Source organism: Agrobacterium sp. 22-226-1 (assembly GCF_053522345.1).
Genome location: NZ_JBNWCP010000024.1, coordinates 43,079 through 57,612, shown reverse-complemented (window position 1 = coordinate 57,612; position 14,534 = coordinate 43,079). Strand labels below are relative to the sequence as shown.

16 protein-coding genes are annotated in these 14,534 nt (G+C 57.0%); 8 read left to right on the top strand and 8 right to left on the bottom strand.

The genetic code is table 11. The features are described from left to right. Positions 1-581: 581 nt before the first annotated feature. Positions 582-1,208, bottom strand: coding sequence for a TetR/AcrR family transcriptional regulator (locus ACQZ5K_RS25425; protein ID WP_448741838.1), 627 nt, complete (start codon positions 1,206-1,208; stop codon positions 582-584). Positions 1,209-1,382: 174 nt separating this feature from the next. Between ACQZ5K_RS25425 and ACQZ5K_RS25420 the strand changes: the two genes are divergently transcribed. From ACQZ5K_RS25420 to ACQZ5K_RS25405, 4 genes are all read left to right on the top strand, one after another. Next, positions 1,383-3,521, top strand: coding sequence for a prolyl oligopeptidase family serine peptidase (locus ACQZ5K_RS25420; RefSeq protein WP_448741837.1), 2,139 nt, complete (start codon positions 1,383-1,385; stop codon positions 3,519-3,521). A 23-nt stretch (positions 3,522-3,544) separates the two neighbouring features. Then, positions 3,545-3,823 carry a hypothetical protein gene (locus ACQZ5K_RS25415; RefSeq protein ID WP_448741836.1) on the top strand — a complete coding sequence of 93 codons (279 nt, stop codon included), beginning with the start codon at positions 3,545-3,547 and terminating at the stop codon, positions 3,821-3,823. A 35-nt stretch (positions 3,824-3,858) separates the two neighbouring features. After that, on the top strand, positions 3,859-4,104 hold the full coding sequence (locus ACQZ5K_RS25410; RefSeq protein ID WP_448741835.1) for a hypothetical protein: 246 nt from the start codon (positions 3,859-3,861) through the stop codon (positions 4,102-4,104). A 183-nt stretch (positions 4,105-4,287) separates the two neighbouring features. Beyond that, positions 4,288-4,872: a GNAT family N-acetyltransferase gene (locus ACQZ5K_RS25405; protein ID WP_448741834.1), complete on the top strand. Its 585-nt coding sequence runs from the start codon at positions 4,288-4,290 to the stop codon at positions 4,870-4,872. Between the two features lie 159 nt (positions 4,873-5,031). Here the strand turns inward: ACQZ5K_RS25405 and aspS are convergent, their stop codons facing one another. Further along, positions 5,032-6,348, bottom strand: coding sequence for an aspartate--tRNA(Asn) ligase (gene aspS / locus ACQZ5K_RS25400; RefSeq protein ID WP_448741833.1), 1,317 nt, complete (start codon positions 6,346-6,348; stop codon positions 5,032-5,034). A gap of 503 nt (positions 6,349-6,851) precedes the next feature. On the opposite strand from aspS, the gene ACQZ5K_RS25395 reads away from it, so the two are divergent. Beyond that, on the top strand, positions 6,852-7,355 hold the full coding sequence (locus tag ACQZ5K_RS25395; RefSeq protein ID WP_448741832.1) for a GNAT family N-acetyltransferase: 504 nt from the start codon (positions 6,852-6,854) through the stop codon (positions 7,353-7,355). 143 nt (positions 7,356-7,498) lie between these two features. Here ACQZ5K_RS25395 and ACQZ5K_RS25390 read toward each other — a convergent pair whose 3' ends face one another. After that, complete coding sequence (locus tag ACQZ5K_RS25390; protein WP_448741831.1) at positions 7,499-8,104, bottom strand: GNAT family N-acetyltransferase; 606 nt, start codon at positions 8,102-8,104, stop codon at positions 7,499-7,501. Positions 8,105-8,245: 141 nt separating this feature from the next. Then, entirely contained in the window at positions 8,246-8,812 is a 567-nt protein-coding gene (locus ACQZ5K_RS25385; protein WP_448741830.1) for an ATP-binding protein, read from the bottom strand. 303 nt (positions 8,813-9,115) lie between these two features. Here ACQZ5K_RS25385 and ACQZ5K_RS25380 point away from each other — a divergent pair, with 303 nt between their 5' ends. The 3 genes from ACQZ5K_RS25380 to ACQZ5K_RS25370 all read left to right on the top strand — a co-directional run bounded on the left by ACQZ5K_RS25380 (position 9,116) and on the right by ACQZ5K_RS25370 (position 11,305). Then, on the top strand, positions 9,116-9,289 hold the full coding sequence (locus ACQZ5K_RS25380) for a nucleotidyltransferase family protein (RefSeq protein ID WP_448741843.1): 174 nt from the start codon (positions 9,116-9,118) through the stop codon (positions 9,287-9,289). 256 nt (positions 9,290-9,545) lie between these two features. After that, positions 9,546-10,268 (top strand): alpha/beta fold hydrolase, encoded by a 723-nt coding sequence (locus ACQZ5K_RS25375; protein ID WP_448741842.1) that lies wholly within the window; start codon positions 9,546-9,548, stop codon positions 10,266-10,268. A gap of 122 nt (positions 10,269-10,390) precedes the next feature. After that, a complete protein-coding gene (locus ACQZ5K_RS25370; RefSeq protein WP_448741829.1) occupies positions 10,391-11,305 on the top strand; it encodes a helix-turn-helix domain-containing protein in 915 nt (304 codons plus the stop codon). A gap of 144 nt (positions 11,306-11,449) precedes the next feature. Here ACQZ5K_RS25370 and ACQZ5K_RS25365 read toward each other — a convergent pair whose 3' ends face one another. From ACQZ5K_RS25365 to ACQZ5K_RS25350, 4 genes are all read right to left on the bottom strand, one after another. Further along, complete coding sequence (locus ACQZ5K_RS25365) at positions 11,450-11,743, bottom strand: tyrosine-type recombinase/integrase (RefSeq protein WP_448741828.1); 294 nt, start codon at positions 11,741-11,743, stop codon at positions 11,450-11,452. Positions 11,744-11,749: 6 nt separating this feature from the next. Beyond that, the gene (locus tag ACQZ5K_RS25360) at positions 11,750-12,136 is read right to left on the bottom strand and encodes a phage integrase N-terminal SAM-like domain-containing protein (protein WP_448741827.1); all 387 of its coding nucleotides are present in this window, start codon (positions 12,134-12,136) and stop codon (positions 11,750-11,752) included. 280 nt (positions 12,137-12,416) lie between these two features. Beyond that, a complete protein-coding gene (locus ACQZ5K_RS25355) occupies positions 12,417-13,091 on the bottom strand; it encodes a flavin reductase family protein (RefSeq protein WP_448741826.1) in 675 nt (224 codons plus the stop codon). A 1-nt stretch (position 13,092) separates the two neighbouring features. Then, a complete protein-coding gene (locus tag ACQZ5K_RS25350) occupies positions 13,093-14,517 on the bottom strand; it encodes a M24 family metallopeptidase (protein WP_448741825.1) in 1,425 nt (474 codons plus the stop codon). Positions 14,518-14,534: the final 17 nt, after the last annotated feature.

Genomic DNA, 14,534 nt, shown 5'->3' with positions numbered 1-14,534 from the left:
TTGAGGGCCGTTCCCATGGCGAAATCTCCTTCCGCCATGTTGAATCATGATTTGCCCGAAAACGGAATCCCGTGAGTCAATTTCATCGGGCCTTGGTATCAGATCGCTGCGGGGCAAGTCTATATCAGCACAGGTCAAGACGGTACATTTCAAGGGCATCGTTTTCTATCGAGAGGACGATTATCTCGTACTGGAAAATGCCGCAGTCAGCCGACTGGTGCGCCACCGCCTGGAAATACCGATGCGATATCCTCGAATGCGTGTGACGGCTGTCGCGAGCAATCGACCGCCTCTTGTACCGCCACCGTTGGCATGGTGAGGTGACCATGAACCCTTCAACGAAGGTCCGCTATCGGCGCGAAATGGAAGGCTCAGTTTGACACAACGCGGCCACGGCGACAGATGAAAGCTACACCACCTGTCGCCGCGTTGGCCCGGCAGCCCGGCCCTGCCAATCAGGTCTGGATTTGACCTGAGGTGCCAGCGTCCCGATTTTGCAAAGTTGAAAGAGGAGTTGATTTTGATGTGCGAGCGAGGCCAGCAAAGGATTGCGAGACGCGTTAATCCCAACCGCTCATCATTCATCTTGGCCTCGGTGTGACGGGATCGCAGAATGGCAGGGTGCTTGCTCGTCGGATCGCCTGAGCCAGTCTGTCGTTCGTTTCTGTGATGGTCGGTACCTGCCCGTATTTCACCGCGCCGCGGCTGACAGTTTCGTCAACGATCCGCATTGCCGCCGCGACTGTAGCGGCACATAGCATCACATCGAAATCCTTCGGCGAGAGATCAAGCCGGCTGGCGATTACCTCGGCCATCGTATCTTCGGTGTTTCGCGTCGCCATGTGCCAGGGGCCGAGAAGCGCCGGTTCATCCTCCAGACGAGCGATGAGATGGATGAGGAGGCCGGTGTCTTTCAGTTCCTGGCCGTCGATCTTGCTCATGTCGTAAGTGGTCTGAAGGAACCGTTCAACCGAGACATCATTTGGCCAGCCGCGAAGTCTGGCCGCAAGACGTTGCGACGCGAGCGCGAACAGTGGCTCAACGCAACTTTCCTTCGTGCGGAAGTAACGCCAAAGCGTCCGCTTCGAGATGCCTGCCGCATCGGCAATCTCGTCGCCAGTCGTGTCGGCGACGCCTTTTTGCAGGAACAAAAGGGCGGCGCATCTCGCCACTTCAATATGCGCATCTTCCGGGATCGTTCTGCTCATCCATGCTCCTGGGCTTTCTGTCCAAGGATATAAACGACATTCAGTGCCTCATCCACCGCGGCGAACGGTTCCGCATTTCCCCTTGACGCAATTTTCAAGACACAATAATGACACTTAGTGACATTATAAAACTCCAGCCAACGATATGTGTCACCCGATTTACCGGAGTCACCGATGCGAACACCCGCGGCGTTCATCGCCCTCTTGCTCACATGTGCAGACAGCAACTCTGCTGATCAACCGACGAAAAGCATGCAAAACGCGATCTATCCGGAGACAAAGCGGATGGACGTCAGCGAGCAGCACTTCGGTCAAACGATTGTGGACCCCTATCGCTGGCTGGAGAATAATAAGGCAGAAGACCCCAGGGTCGGCTCTTGGATTGAGGCACAGAATGCCGTTACGCGCTCATATCTCGACGCGCTTCCCGGACGCGACCATTTCCGCAAGCGGATGACGGAACTGCTTGACTATGATCGCTACACCGTCCCGCGAAAGCGCGGAGATCGGTATTTCTTCAACGTCATCAAGGGAAATGAAAACCAGCCATCCCTCTATGTTCGTGAAGGCATCTTTGGCGACACTCGCGTGCTCATCGATCCCAATAATTGGTCAGAGGACGGTGCAGATGCCGTGGCCGGATGGAACGCATCCGACGACGGACGTCTGCTAGCCTTTGGCACGCAGACGGGTGGTAGCGATTGGCGGACCATCAGAGTACTAAACGTCGATAGCGGCCACATATTTGAGGACATTGTTGAGTGGGCGCGCTTCACGCGCATGGCTTGGGCGCCTGATGGATCGGGCTTCTTTTATTCCCGCGTTCCGAAGCCGGTGAACGGAGCAACTGCTACTGTGGTGGCCAACCACGCCGTCTATTTCCATAGGCTGGGGACAGAGCAAGCGGAAGATCGTCTTATCTACGCCACCCCTGATCGCCCTGAATTGTTGCACGGCGCGGACAGGGTTTCGGGAGGACGCTACCTCACCATCTCATCTACACCCGGCACGAACGAAAGTTCTTTGACCGTCATCGATCTCGCGTCTAGGGATTGGAAGCCGCGCACGGTCATCGCCGACATGAATTCTGCGTGGTACGTCATCGGCAATCATGACCAAACCCTGTTTCTCGCCACGACACTTGGGGCCGGGCGTGCGCGCATTATCTCGCTTGATCTCGCCGAAAAAAACCCAAAGCCAAAGGAGATCATAGCCGAGGCTGCCGATGGCGCGGTCGTGGACAGCGCCGTTCTTGCAGGCGACAGACTGTTGGTGAACTATCAGATTGACGTCAAGTCGGAGCTGCGACGCTTCACGCTCGACGGAAAGCCCGACGGCACCGTGAAGTTACCAGGCGTCGGAAGCGCCCGATTTCTGGAAGCCGATGCCAATCAAGCCTTCTTCGTCTTCACCAGCTATGATGCGCCAATAGCTGTCTATCACTACGACATGGCCTCTGAGGTCGTGACCCCTTGGGCCGAGCCGAAAGTACCGATTGACCTGGACCGGATCCATGTCGAGCAGCGCTTCTATCGTTCGAAGGACAAGGCCGAAGTGCCGATGTTCATCATCCGGCGCAAGGATGTCACCAACCCTGCTCCGACCCTGCTCTACGCTTATGGCGGGTTCGGCCTCAGCCAGTCACCCATCTACGATCCCATGCGACTTGCCTGGGTGGAACAGGGCGGCGTGCTGGCGGTCGCCAATATTCGTGGTGGCGGCGAGTATGGACAGGCCTGGCATCGCGCCGCCCAGCGCGACAAAAAGCAGACCTCTTTCGACGACTTCATCGCTGCCGCCGAATTTCTGAAGCAGACTGGGATCACATCGCAGAAAGGACTTGCCATTCAGGGTGAATCCGCCGGTGGGATGCTTGTCGGCGCTGTTACGAACCAGCGCCCTGATCTGTTCGACGTCGCACTTCCTGGTGTGGGGGTCATGGACATGCTGCGCTACGACAAATTCACGGGCGGCGCACTCTGGACAGGCGAATACGGCGACCCAGCCGATGAGAAGTCCTTCCGCAACCTGCTGGCCTACTCGCCTTATCACACGATCAAAGAAGGCGAGGAGTATCCCGCGATCCTGGCAACCACAGCCGATGCGGATGACCGCGTCGTTCCCGCTCACACCTTCAAATACATCGCGGCCCTGCAGGCAGGCGACCTCGGCCGCAAACCGCGGCTGGTGCGCATCGAAACCCGTGCTGGCCACGGCAGTGGTCTGCCGGTCGACAAGGCCGTCGCGCAAAACGCCGATATATTTTCATTCGCCGCCTATTGGACGGGACTGAGAATCGTGCCGGGGAAATGATTGATCAACAGGAGAAAAATACGATGACGAAATTCCACAAGCCAAAAGAAATGATAACAATCTGCGGAGGCGGCCTCATAGCCCTGATGCTGACTGGATGCACTTCCGCTCAGGATCAACATTACAATGACACTCGAGCATGCTACGGTTCGCGGCACTATAGCGGATGTATGAACCAGCAACAGTACCACCGCGATCGCGAACAACTGATGAACCAGGAAAGAGCCCTGATCAGCGCGCAGCAGGCCCGTGAAAATCTCAGGATGCTCCGCGAGATCAGACGGAAGCGTGGCGAGTACTGAGTACTCAATTGCGATAAAAGACGAGGAAACACCTCATGCCTGGCAATGAACAGCCTGCCAAATACGGCACGGCGGAGGGCGCGCGTCGGCTCGCGCTCGAAACGGTGGTCCGGGCTTTGGTAGACCATGCAAGCCTGGCTGATCCGGGTTTTCGGGAACGCGCAATGGCGGGTGTCGAGGACTACATAGCACGCCTCGATCGACAATCCGAGCTGCAGCTCGACTTTGCCGAACGGGCAAGATGCTCTGCTGCAGTCCTTCTGGGATCGTCAGGCACGTGATCGAGCATCGGCCAGATGATACGGAAGCAATAACTGAAGAAAAAATGAGGTCGAAGGCGACAGGCTGATCGAGCTGAAAGCGAGGGTCGCGCGTAAGCCTTCGCATGCGCTCATACCTAGCGGCTGTCGCAAAATAAATAGTTCTGCGATAGCCGCAATGAACGTTCCTGGCGCTGCTGCGACATGACGCCTCTCGGCGACAAAGGCGCTATTTCCAACTTGATGGGCGCTGCGAGCGGGTATGGTCAGCCAAAAACCCAAAGTGTCAACAGAACGGGAATGTTACACACTGCAAACTCTGATGCTGCTGGAGGGCAATCAATGATCCGTCGTGCGAAATTGGAAGACGAAGCACAAATCAGGAGCTGTGCTGAGCAGGCTTACGCTCGCTACATACCAAGTATGGGGCGGAAGCCTGCGCCGATGGTGGCGGATTTCGCAGCTCAGATCGCCGCGGGGCAAGTCTATATCAGCACAGGTCAAGACGGTACTTTTCGAGGGTTCATCGTTTTCTATAGACAGGACGATTATCTCATGCTGGAAAATGTTGCCGTTCTTCCTGGTGCTGCGGGAGGAGGTGTAGGCAAAGAACTGATCCTGTTCTGCGAGAATGCCGCACGCGACCTTGGCGTTGGTGCTGTGCAACTTTATACGAATGAGAAGATGATCGCGAACCTATCAATCTATCCCAAGCTCGGCTACGTGGAGGTGGCAAGGCGCACGGAGAACGGGTTCAATCGTGTCTACTTTGAAAAGCGTCTTACCTGAGCTGAGTGAGCTACCCGCTCACGCGAGGGGGGGCCTTTCTTCGGCCGCTTCCGGCGCGAAGCGGGAGACGCCTCTTGGCTTAAAGCGGACTTACTGGTTGTAAAGCAGCGGAGGACGACGCGCGATCAATGCGCGCCGTCAGGTAGACCCGGCGGCAACTCAGGGCCGCAGTCGCTTTGGTGTCCGGCTGAGCAATGTGACCTCCCTTATGCTGGCGGCGTTGAGAAGGCGCATCATGATGCGACCAAGCCCCACCCCCATCCCTCCGTGGGGCGGGCAGCCAAAGCGAAAGAAATCAAAATAGTCGGAAAGACCGTCAAGCTTCAATCCGCGTTGCTGTGCCTGCGCAACAAGGCGGTCGTGGCGATGTTCGCGTTGAGCACCGGTCGTGATTTCAAGGCCACGCCAGAGGAGATCGAAACCCTTCGTAATGTCAGGGCAACCCTCATGGCGCATATGATAGAAGGCCCGGCCGCTCGCCGGGTAGTCAGTTATGAACAAGAACTCATGCCCAGTTTGTGCACCAATATGTTCGCAAAGGATTCGCTCACCTTCAGCGTCAAGGTCGTCCTGTCGCGTCAGCACGTGACCGAGCTGGCTGAGGATTTCGCGGGCCTGGGCAAAAGTCACCTGTGGAAACGGTAACGTAGGTGGAGCGACCTTCACTCCGAAATGAGCCTCGATCTCAGGGCCATGAATCTCCGCTACCACCCTGATGGAATGGGCGAGCCAGCGTTGTTCAAAGTCCATCAGTTCATGGTGGTCTTTAATCCAGCTGATCTCCATGTCGATGGAGGTGAACTCGGTTTCGTGCCGCGAAGTGAAGGAGGGCTCAGCACGGAAGACCGGGCCGATCTCAAATACCTTCTCCATGCCGCCGGCGATAGCCAGTTGCTTGTAGAATTGCGGCGACTGCGCGAGGAAGGCCGTGGTGTCGAAGTATTTGACGGAGAAAACTTCAGCTCCCGACTCGCTTGCAGTCCCCATCAGCTTGGGCGAGTGAATCTCACTGAAACCGTACTGCTTCCAGAACTCGCGCATCGCCTCTTCCAAGGTCGTCTGTACAGCAAAGACCAGTTGTTGCTCCGGATAGCGCAAACTTACCTGCCGGTGGTCCAGCCATTTTTCGAGGCCGGAATCGCGCGCTATGGGTATAAGGCTGTCGGCCAGCCCGCACACCTCAGCGCCGTCGAGCATGACTTCCAGTCCACCAAGTTTTACTGCCGGGGCAGCAACGACCGTGCCGGTGGCCATGAGTGCGCTTTCGGGCGTCAGAGTATCGAGTGCTGTGGTGAGAGGTTTATTGTCTTTGCTCAGGGTAAGCTGAACCTTGCCTGTTCCATCACGCAGGATGATGAAACGCATGTGTTTCTGATCGCGAATGGCATCGACAAACCCGTGCAGCCTGACACGCTGCCCAATGCTAAGGGGCAGGTCTGAAATCGGGCAATCGTGCGAAAGGAAGGGATGAGACATGACTTTCTCCAGGAAAAAACCGGTACGGAGAAGCCAAACCTACAGCCCTTCCGAAACCGGCAGGGCTATGGTGATTAATGAGCTACGCTAAACCGCGCGCGCACCATCCACGACCCCGGAGGGGCCGTTATTATTGACAGTGGTATTGTGTCGCGTACTCATAGGGGGATTTAGCCGCAAAGACAGAAGGTTGTAAACCGCCAATCCTAAATCGTGATATGTGCCGCGCGCGATGAGCTACCTGAACCGAAGAGACTTGCCTCGATCGTCGCCGTGCATTTTGGCGGTTGCGAACGATATCCGGTTTTGGCGCTGAGCGGCAGACGCCTCTCGGCCCGAAGCTGAATGTCAGGGCCGCCTTTGCAAGTGACCGTGATGTGGTGGAAGCCCGACCATCAGCTTCAGGTGTGTCATTAGAGATTGCTGACATCCAAGCGACATGGCGGCAAAGAGACGTTTTGTATCAATGAGTGATGATAGTGCGCGAGATTGGAGATGGAAGAATGCAGCTGCGAATTGCAAAGTTGAGCGACGCCACAGCTGTAACAACTCTTTTGGAAAGGGCTTACCCGACATTGATGGCGGCATCTTATAACACTGCTGTTCTTGCCTTAGCCCTTCCATTAATGACGAAGTCGAACCCAACCCTTCTAGCTTCTGAAACCTATTATGTGGTTGAAGATAATGGTCGTCTTGTCGGCTGTGGGGGATGGACGCCTGAAAGACCAGGGACCGGCGAGGTCAAACCCGGCGTCGCTCATCTGCGACACTTCGCATCTGACCCGGATCAAGCTCGGCAGGGTATTGGTCGTCTAATCTACAATCAGTGCGTCACCGATGCTACTGATCGCGGAGTGGTCCGGTTCCAGGTGTTTGCGGCATTGAATGCTGAAACATTCTACCAGCGCCTTGGACTACGGCGGATTAGCGTTATCAATCTGGTGATGGGGCCAAGCATTACACTTCCAACAATTCTTATGGAAGGGCCAGTGGCTCTCTCCTTGTGAAACGTCTGTTTTTGGCGCTTCGGCGTCATGACGGCGGCCGACCCACATTACCAAATCAGACGCGACATTCTTCTCCATTCCCCTCTGGCATAGGGGCCGGGTGCTAGTCACTAGGGTTCTTAGCGGTGAGGAAAGAGCGACATTCAACGACAGTTTTCTTCCCTTAGAGGGATGCCAAGGTTTGAAGCGTTTGCAGCCATCGCTCGCGCAGGCGGCCACTGATAGCTGACGAAAGTGACGTCCGGATAGCGACTCATTACATTCTGCTTCTGCTCGACTACATGACCATTAAGGCGATCATAAAAACCGCGCGCTGGGTAGTTCTCGCGGATCGTCAGGAGGTGAACTGGCTTTTCCCGGCGTTCTTCTGAAAAACGACTGATGCTTTCGATGAGGCGCCTCGGGCCGAGCCTTTTTCCCTGAAAAGACCGGTCTGCATAAAGGTTGTGCAGGTAGGTGCCAAAATCCGTCTCCTCATCAAGGACGAAACATGCAAAACCGGCCAGACCAGAGTGGACCTCGGCTAAAGTGATCACCAGCCTCTCGGCGTCGACAGAAGGAGCAAGGCGTCTTCGCCAGAGCTTGGCCTTCTCTCCAGGTATCACATTCGCCAGATACTCCCGGGGGAGTATGCCAGCATAGGCCTCACTACTTACACGAACGTGGAGGTCGGTAATGGACGCATGGTCAGTTGCAAAGGCCTGCCGGAAATTTACAGAAACCATGATCAATCCTTGTGCTTCAGTCATTCAGGCAACAGATCACTGCGCAAGTTGTGCGTTGTCGATGACCGGTATTAACGCGCTGCTGCCGAGCGATAGGTCAGCTTCTGGCGCTTCTGCGGCCATGACGGCCGTGGGCGTTGCCGGGCATTGGCAACATCCTGCCGATCAGGCTCCATAGGGTGAAAGACGTAAAAGTTCTTCCGCCACACGGTGCATCAGTTCCGCAGTGGATTGCTGGCCTTGAAGACGAAGAACTGGGGCGGATTGATTGCTCAACCAACTCTCATGCTGTGCCAGATTGCGTCCCGTGAACAAGGGGTCATCGTAGCACGAGGCCCAATTCCGGAACGCCTGATGCGCCTCGTGCATGTCTCCGCCCGGCAAAATGCGCGCGCCGTGCCGGGCGGTCTCGCGCCGGTCAAGACGTTGGAGCCGAATGATCGTAGGTGTTTGAAGAAATACGATCAGATCAACTTTCTGGATCAGAGGATCGCCCCAGCCGATGAAGGACCCCGTCAGGATCCAGCCTTCGGTTTCGCTTTGTCGGTCCTTGATCAAGCAGACACGTTCTTCAGGTGGACGCTTTATGCTGTACGGGGGATCAGTCGGCATCCAGTAGAAGTCGTCGACATCCAGTTGTGGAACGCCGAAGCGTTCGGACAGCACACTGCCAAGTGTGGAAACGCCTGAGCAGGACGCGCCCGTTAAGTATACTCGCGGCTGATATGTCATGCGGTTCCCTCCATCACTAAGAGCCGCCTTTATCGTGTTGTGCCGTATAATGCTCAATGGCAGGTTTTGGCGCTTCTGCGCCAAGTCGGCCGTCGACCCAATGCAGACGAATTTTGTTCCGCTGTCCTACCACTCTGGCTACAGTCAAACGCGGAAAATTGAGGAAGCATTATGGATACTGCTGATAAAACCCGATTTGAAGCTTCCGTTTTTGAGAACCCGGCCATTCGCACTGTCTGGAATGCATGGGAGCACCTGAATCTACCTGACTGTTGGCTGGTTGCGGGCTGCCTTGCGTAGACGATCTGGAATGCGCGTTTTGCGTTTAGTCCGGAACATGGGGTATCGGATATGGATCTAGTCTACTTCGATCCAGATGATCTGACAGAGGAAAGTGAGCAGAAGCAGGCAACACGTCCTTCATTTCCGGCTCCTTCTATCCGTGAGCAGGCCGCTGCTCCTGCGATCACCAACTGAGTAGCCGGAGCACCGATCCGGCACTCTCGCTGTCCTGCCAACAAGTTTTGCCAAACGGCCAATGTCAGGTGCTGCTAAGCTATGGGATCGGAACATTGAACGATCCTGCGGCGCTGCAGGATCGTTCACCCTGAAAGCGTGCAAGCCGGATTAGTCATCGTGTGTTGGCGAACAGTTCGCCAAGGACACATGAGGGAGCCATCCAATGTCCAGTTTTTTCAACTTGCTTGCGTCGGGTGTGATGCTTGCCGCAACCATGGGAGCACCAGCAGCAATGGCAGCCGATAGCACACCGAAGTCCATCGTTCTTGTCCACGGCGGCTTCGTCGATGGTTCGGGATGGGAGGGTGTTTACGACATCCTCAAGAGTGACGGTTACGATGTCACCATCGTGCAGAACCCGACGGTCACCTTGGAAGATGACGTCGCTGTCACGAAACGCGCCATCGCAGCGGCGACCGGCGACGTGGTCCTTGTTGGCCATTCCTACGGTGGCGTCGTCATCTCCGAGGCCGGGACCGATCCAAAAGTAAAGTCGCTCGTCTACATTGCTGCTTTCGCGCCAGACGCAGGTGAATCCGTCTCCACCCTGATCGCGAACCCGGTCCCCGGAGCCGCTGCGCCACCGATCCTTCCGCCCGTCGACGGATTCCTGTTTCTCGACAAGTCAAAGTTCGCGCAATCATTTGCGGCCGATGTGCGTCCCGACCTCGCTACCTTCATGGCGTCCTCTCAGGTTCCATGGGGCGTCGGCGCTCTCGAGGGCCCGGTTACCTCGCCCGCGTGGAAAGCAAAGCCGAGCTGGTATCTTGTCGCTACCGATGACAAGATGATCCCGCCAGATGCCCAGCGCGGGATGGCCAAGCGGGCCAGCGCCAAGACCGTCGAGATCCCTGGCAGCCATGCGATTTATGTGTCCAATCCGAAAGCAGTCGCCAAGATCATAGAGGAGGCCGCCAACAGCAAAAAGAGCGGCTGATTGCTTTCTCGGGTCGCCGTTGTCTATGCTGCGGCGGCCCACCACTGCAGAATCGTTCAATTGACAATTCAGCAGTCGTGATATTTTGCGCTTTGCCATCTTGTTTGACGCGGAACGCTACTATGACCTTGAACGTGAAGCTTGTGGAAGTCGCAACCGTCCCCGTCGGTCTGCCACACAGGACCGAGCTAAAATTGTCGGTTCGCGGCCTCTCCTGTTCTAGTTTGATCGCTGCTGATGTAAATTACGGGTTCAAACCAACCGAAACTAATCCAGATTTCCCGACTTGGGAGGGTGCCTACAGCATCGGTGTCCACTTCAATGACGAGAGGAGCGAGGTATTCCTCGACGGGCGCTACTACTCTCATCCCAACCGGAAGGGCCAGACCCACTTTCTCTATGTTTCGGAACTTGCCCATATCGATTTTACAACGCCGCGGCATACGCAAGAAGTCATCCTGCAGCGTAGTTTCATGCGGGAAATTGCCGACGACCTGGAAGTGCCACATGTTACCTATCTTGGTAACAGCCTTTATCATATGACCGACGATCCGGTCCTTCGACGCCTTGCCCTCAGGATTTATCCGTTCTTCGATGCCCCCGAAACCATGGATTCCCTGATGGCCGATCATTACATGTGGAGCCTTGGTATCTATCTTTGCGCCCACTACGGTAATCTCACCATTCGCCGCCCGATCGTCGGGGGACTCAGCACCTGGCAGGAGCGGTTGGCCAAGGATGTCATAGAGACCAGTCTCGTCGGCGGCATCGGGCTTGCGGAACTTGCCCAACTATGCGGTCTTCGCACGAGCCAGTTCGCGCATGGTTTCAAGCGCTCTACTGGCGTTGCACCCTATGAATGGCTCCTCAGACGACGTATCGAGCGCGCCAAGGAAAGTCTGCTATGGGGCCATAAACTGTCGGAGGTTGCTCTTGCGTGTGGATTTGCCGATGAAAGTCACCTTACGCGAATGTTCCGGCGCGTTGTCGGAGTGACGCCGGGGGCTTGGAGAGCGACGAGAGCGTCGGCTGTTTAGCACTGGCACTGAGGCGACCATAGGTCTTGGACATTATGGAGGTGCAGTAAGTCTGAGGCAAACCGGCCCTGCACATTGTGGGGCCGCCCGTTTCCCCGGAGGTTCCTCCTAAGGGTTGAAGCTGCTTTACGCCCTCATGTCTGCCTACACAACTGCCTTCGAGATCTCGCTAACCCGATAGAGCTGTCGCGTGCCGATCGACTTCACCGCGTGTCGGCCTCGGAATAACCAGCCGTCGCGATGCATCACACCCTGCTGTCGCCCCACTTTCCACCACTCATGTAGCAAGGTGAGGAGGTCCTCAGAAAGCATGGCGTTGCGATAGCACCCGCCCTTGCCACGCTCGATGCGCGGCAGCATCCGCTCGCTGTCGACGTCGGGGATCTTCAGCATGAAGACCTCCGCAACACGCAGGCCGGCGCCATAGGCGACCGACAATGCAGCCTAATGCTTGAGGCCGGTGGTGGCATTGAGTAACCGGGCAACCTCGTCGCGGCTCAGCACCACTGGCAGGTTACGCGGATGCGCCGGCCGGACGAGCCTGCGCGCCAGGTCCGGGCGGTCGAGGGTCTGGGTGAAGAAGAAGCGTAGCGCTGGTACGATGCTGTTCATCGTCGGTACGGGAACGCCATCCTCCTGCCGCTGGATCTGGAACCAGCGCAGGTCGTCGACAGTCGCCGTGTTTGCTGATCGCCCGAGAAAGGTCGCCAGGCGTCCGATGTCGCGGAAATAGTTGCGCTGCGTTTCGCGTGAAAAACGCCGCCTGTTCATATCGTCAATCAACCGCCGGCGCAGCGGGCTGATAGGCGTGTGGAGATCGGGGTACTGCATGATCAGGCTCCTTCGTTGAAGAAGCTCGTCATGCTCTGCCCTTGCCGGGCGACGTTCAATCGAGGTGCAAACTCCAGCTCGCGTCCCCTACCTCAGCCGCAGACGCCCTCCCGCGCAGCGGGTTCCTTCTGGGGCCCCATTTCAGACGCTGGGCAAAGCCTGGTCGCGTGGAATAGCCGTAAGCGGTCGTCGCATGACTTTCGAACAGCCGATCTTCCAGCTGCGCCGCTCGCGTGTATTGCCTACGCTAAGGCCTTGCCCCGCCAACGAGGATCCTCCTCTATTCCGCAGCCGTCCTTTCGCTTCGTTTACGGCTTTCCCATTCCTGCGGCGTCAGCGTCTTGATATCAAACTGGTCGCGTGTACGGGCATAGGTATGGCCACCCATGCGGCCAACGGCGTCCATCATTTGCTGGTCGATATGCAGGTTGGATGTGTTGACGGCGTCGCTGCGCACGAAGACGCCTACGACTTCGCCGAGGATGATCTCGCGGGCGGGACCTACCTGCAACGTGGTGTGGCGACGGCACTCAAGTGCTGCGGGTGCTGCGAGAATGCGTGGGCTGCACACCATCTCGCCCGGCACGGTTTCGAGACCCGCCTCTTCCATCTCGTTGATGCCAGGACCAAATTTGATGGCGCAGATCTCCATCTGGTCCACGAGTGCGTTGTCGCAGATATGCACGGTGAATTCACCGGTCTCGCGGATGTTGCGGGCCGTATCCTTGAAGCGCATGTCGGCGTAATTTTCCACGCCGATCGCAACGATTGCCGGATCATGGGTCAGCACATTGAAGAAGCTGAACGGCCCGGCATTGGGGCGACCGTCTCTGTCTACGGTTGTTACAAGCGCGATCGGGCGCGGGATAACGGTGCCGATCAGGATCTTGTAGCGCTCGCGCTCGGTGAGCCTGGAGAAATCGAAATGGGTGTGAGCTCGGGTCGTATCGGTCATCTCAGGCCTCGGCAGCAATGCGGTGGGTTTCAAGCGGAGTGTGGCGCGACAGGTTTTCGAACCCGTCCTTGGTCACGACATACATGTCACCGACATTGCAGCCGGCAGATAGTGGCTCAAGCCACTGTGTGTGGAGCACGAAGACCATGCCCTCCTCCATCCGATCGTAGTTGTGAGAGGATATGTTAAAGCTGTTCTGGCCGCCGGCCATGCCGACCGAATGGCCGAGATTGGGGTTATGCGGGCCATGTGTCGCCGGATAGACATGCATGAGCGTGCGGCCCTGCGCCTCCCAGTCGATGTTCTTGACATATTGGCGCGGGATAAGCCTCGCGCTCCCATCATCCATCGGTGCCCAGTTGTAAGGCATGGTCCGGGCTTCCGGCGACGCCAGCATGCCGCGCTCGATCATGGGCTCGAAGGCCGCGTTGTTCACGTCGCGCATCAGGGCACCGGGGCGGATCAGCTTTTCCGCACGCTTGACACCTTCGGTACAGGCGGCGAGCACCTCTTCCTGGCGCTTGGTGGTCTCGCCAACGGCGATCATCCTTGCAGTCTGAGCCGTGTAGCCCCGATAGGTGACGTTGGAGACATAGAGATTGATCAGGTCGCCCGACCGGACGACATGGCCGTAAGGCTTGCCGCAATGGGTACCGAACTCGTTGATGCCGATCTGGTAGCCATCGCCGGTCTCGCCGCCGAAAGAAAGCTGCGCCTGGGTAAAGGCGGCGTAGATTTCATGGTCGGTTATGCCGGGTTTTGCCACATGATAGGCCGCCTGCGTGGCAATGCTGACAAGTTGGGCGGCAGCGCGAAACATCTCGATTTCGCGCGGTGAGCGGATTTTCTGCATGCGATCGAGAATGGCGTTGTCGGCAACGAACTTCACCTTCGACATCAGTTCATCTAGTGCTGCCCAGAAGGTCAGCGAGGTTCGGTCGCCGATGCGGCCGATCTGCGCCTTCGACAGCCCCATGCCTGCCAGCAGTTCGGCACATTTTTCGGCGGTCTTGACGACGCTGTCGCCCGGACGATCGGCATATTCCCGCCCGATCGGGCCAATCTGCCAGATGTCCTCCACCAGAACGGGTTCGCCACCCGGTGGCAAAAGCACGGACTGGGTAAAGAAGGACAAAAGCACCATCGGTTTGTCGACATCCGTCGGGATGATCAACACGCCCTCTCGCATCCAGTCGCAAATATAACGCAGATAGTGGTTCGACGTGTGAAACCAGCCCACACCACCCGTGTGGACAATCAGGGCGTCATGTCCGGCCTCCACCGCCTGGCGGCGGATACGCCGCAGACGATCCTCGAATTCCTCGACCGGAAGGGGCAAGGGCGCTGCGAAATCGAAATCCGGCTGAAAGTCGGCGAGCAGCGAGCCGATCCGATAGGCTCCTGTTCTGTTGGCGGTCATATTCATGGGCTATTCCTTCCAAT

Excerpts from the sequence above, each read along its gene's own strand:
- ACQZ5K_RS25395 (WP_448741832.1), top strand. The coding sequence starts at position 6,852 with ATGCAGCTGCGAATTGCAAAGTTGAGCGACGCCACAGCTGTAACAACT.
- ACQZ5K_RS25415 (WP_448741836.1), top strand. The coding sequence starts at position 3,545 with ATGACGAAATTCCACAAGCCAAAAGAAATGATAACAATCTGCGGAGGC.
- ACQZ5K_RS25410 (WP_448741835.1), top strand. The coding sequence starts at position 3,859 with ATGCCTGGCAATGAACAGCCTGCCAAATACGGCACGGCGGAGGGCGCG.
- ACQZ5K_RS25425 (WP_448741838.1), bottom strand. The coding sequence starts at position 1,208 with ATGAGCAGAACGATCCCGGAAGATGCGCATATTGAAGTGGCGAGATGC.
- ACQZ5K_RS25385 (WP_448741830.1), bottom strand. The coding sequence starts at position 8,812 with ATGACATATCAGCCGCGAGTATACTTAACGGGCGCGTCCTGCTCAGGC.
- ACQZ5K_RS25355 (WP_448741826.1), bottom strand. The coding sequence starts at position 13,091 with ATGACCGATACGACCCGAGCTCACACCCATTTCGATTTCTCCAGGCTC.
- ACQZ5K_RS25405 (WP_448741834.1), top strand. The coding sequence starts at position 4,288 with ATGACGCCTCTCGGCGACAAAGGCGCTATTTCCAACTTGATGGGCGCT.
- ACQZ5K_RS25390 (WP_448741831.1), bottom strand. The coding sequence starts at position 8,104 with ATGACTGAAGCACAAGGATTGATCATGGTTTCTGTAAATTTCCGGCAG.
- aspS (WP_448741833.1), bottom strand. The coding sequence starts at position 6,348 with ATGTCTCATCCCTTCCTTTCGCACGATTGCCCGATTTCAGACCTGCCC.
- ACQZ5K_RS25360 (WP_448741827.1), bottom strand. The coding sequence starts at position 12,136 with ATGCAGTACCCCGATCTCCACACGCCTATCAGCCCGCTGCGCCGGCGG.
- ACQZ5K_RS25375 (WP_448741842.1), top strand. The coding sequence starts at position 9,546 with ATGGGAGCACCAGCAGCAATGGCAGCCGATAGCACACCGAAGTCCATC.
- ACQZ5K_RS25350 (WP_448741825.1), bottom strand. The coding sequence starts at position 14,517 with ATGAATATGACCGCCAACAGAACAGGAGCCTATCGGATCGGCTCGCTG.
- ACQZ5K_RS25420 (WP_448741837.1), top strand. The coding sequence starts at position 1,383 with ATGCGAACACCCGCGGCGTTCATCGCCCTCTTGCTCACATGTGCAGAC.
- ACQZ5K_RS25370 (WP_448741829.1), top strand. The coding sequence starts at position 10,391 with ATGACCTTGAACGTGAAGCTTGTGGAAGTCGCAACCGTCCCCGTCGGT.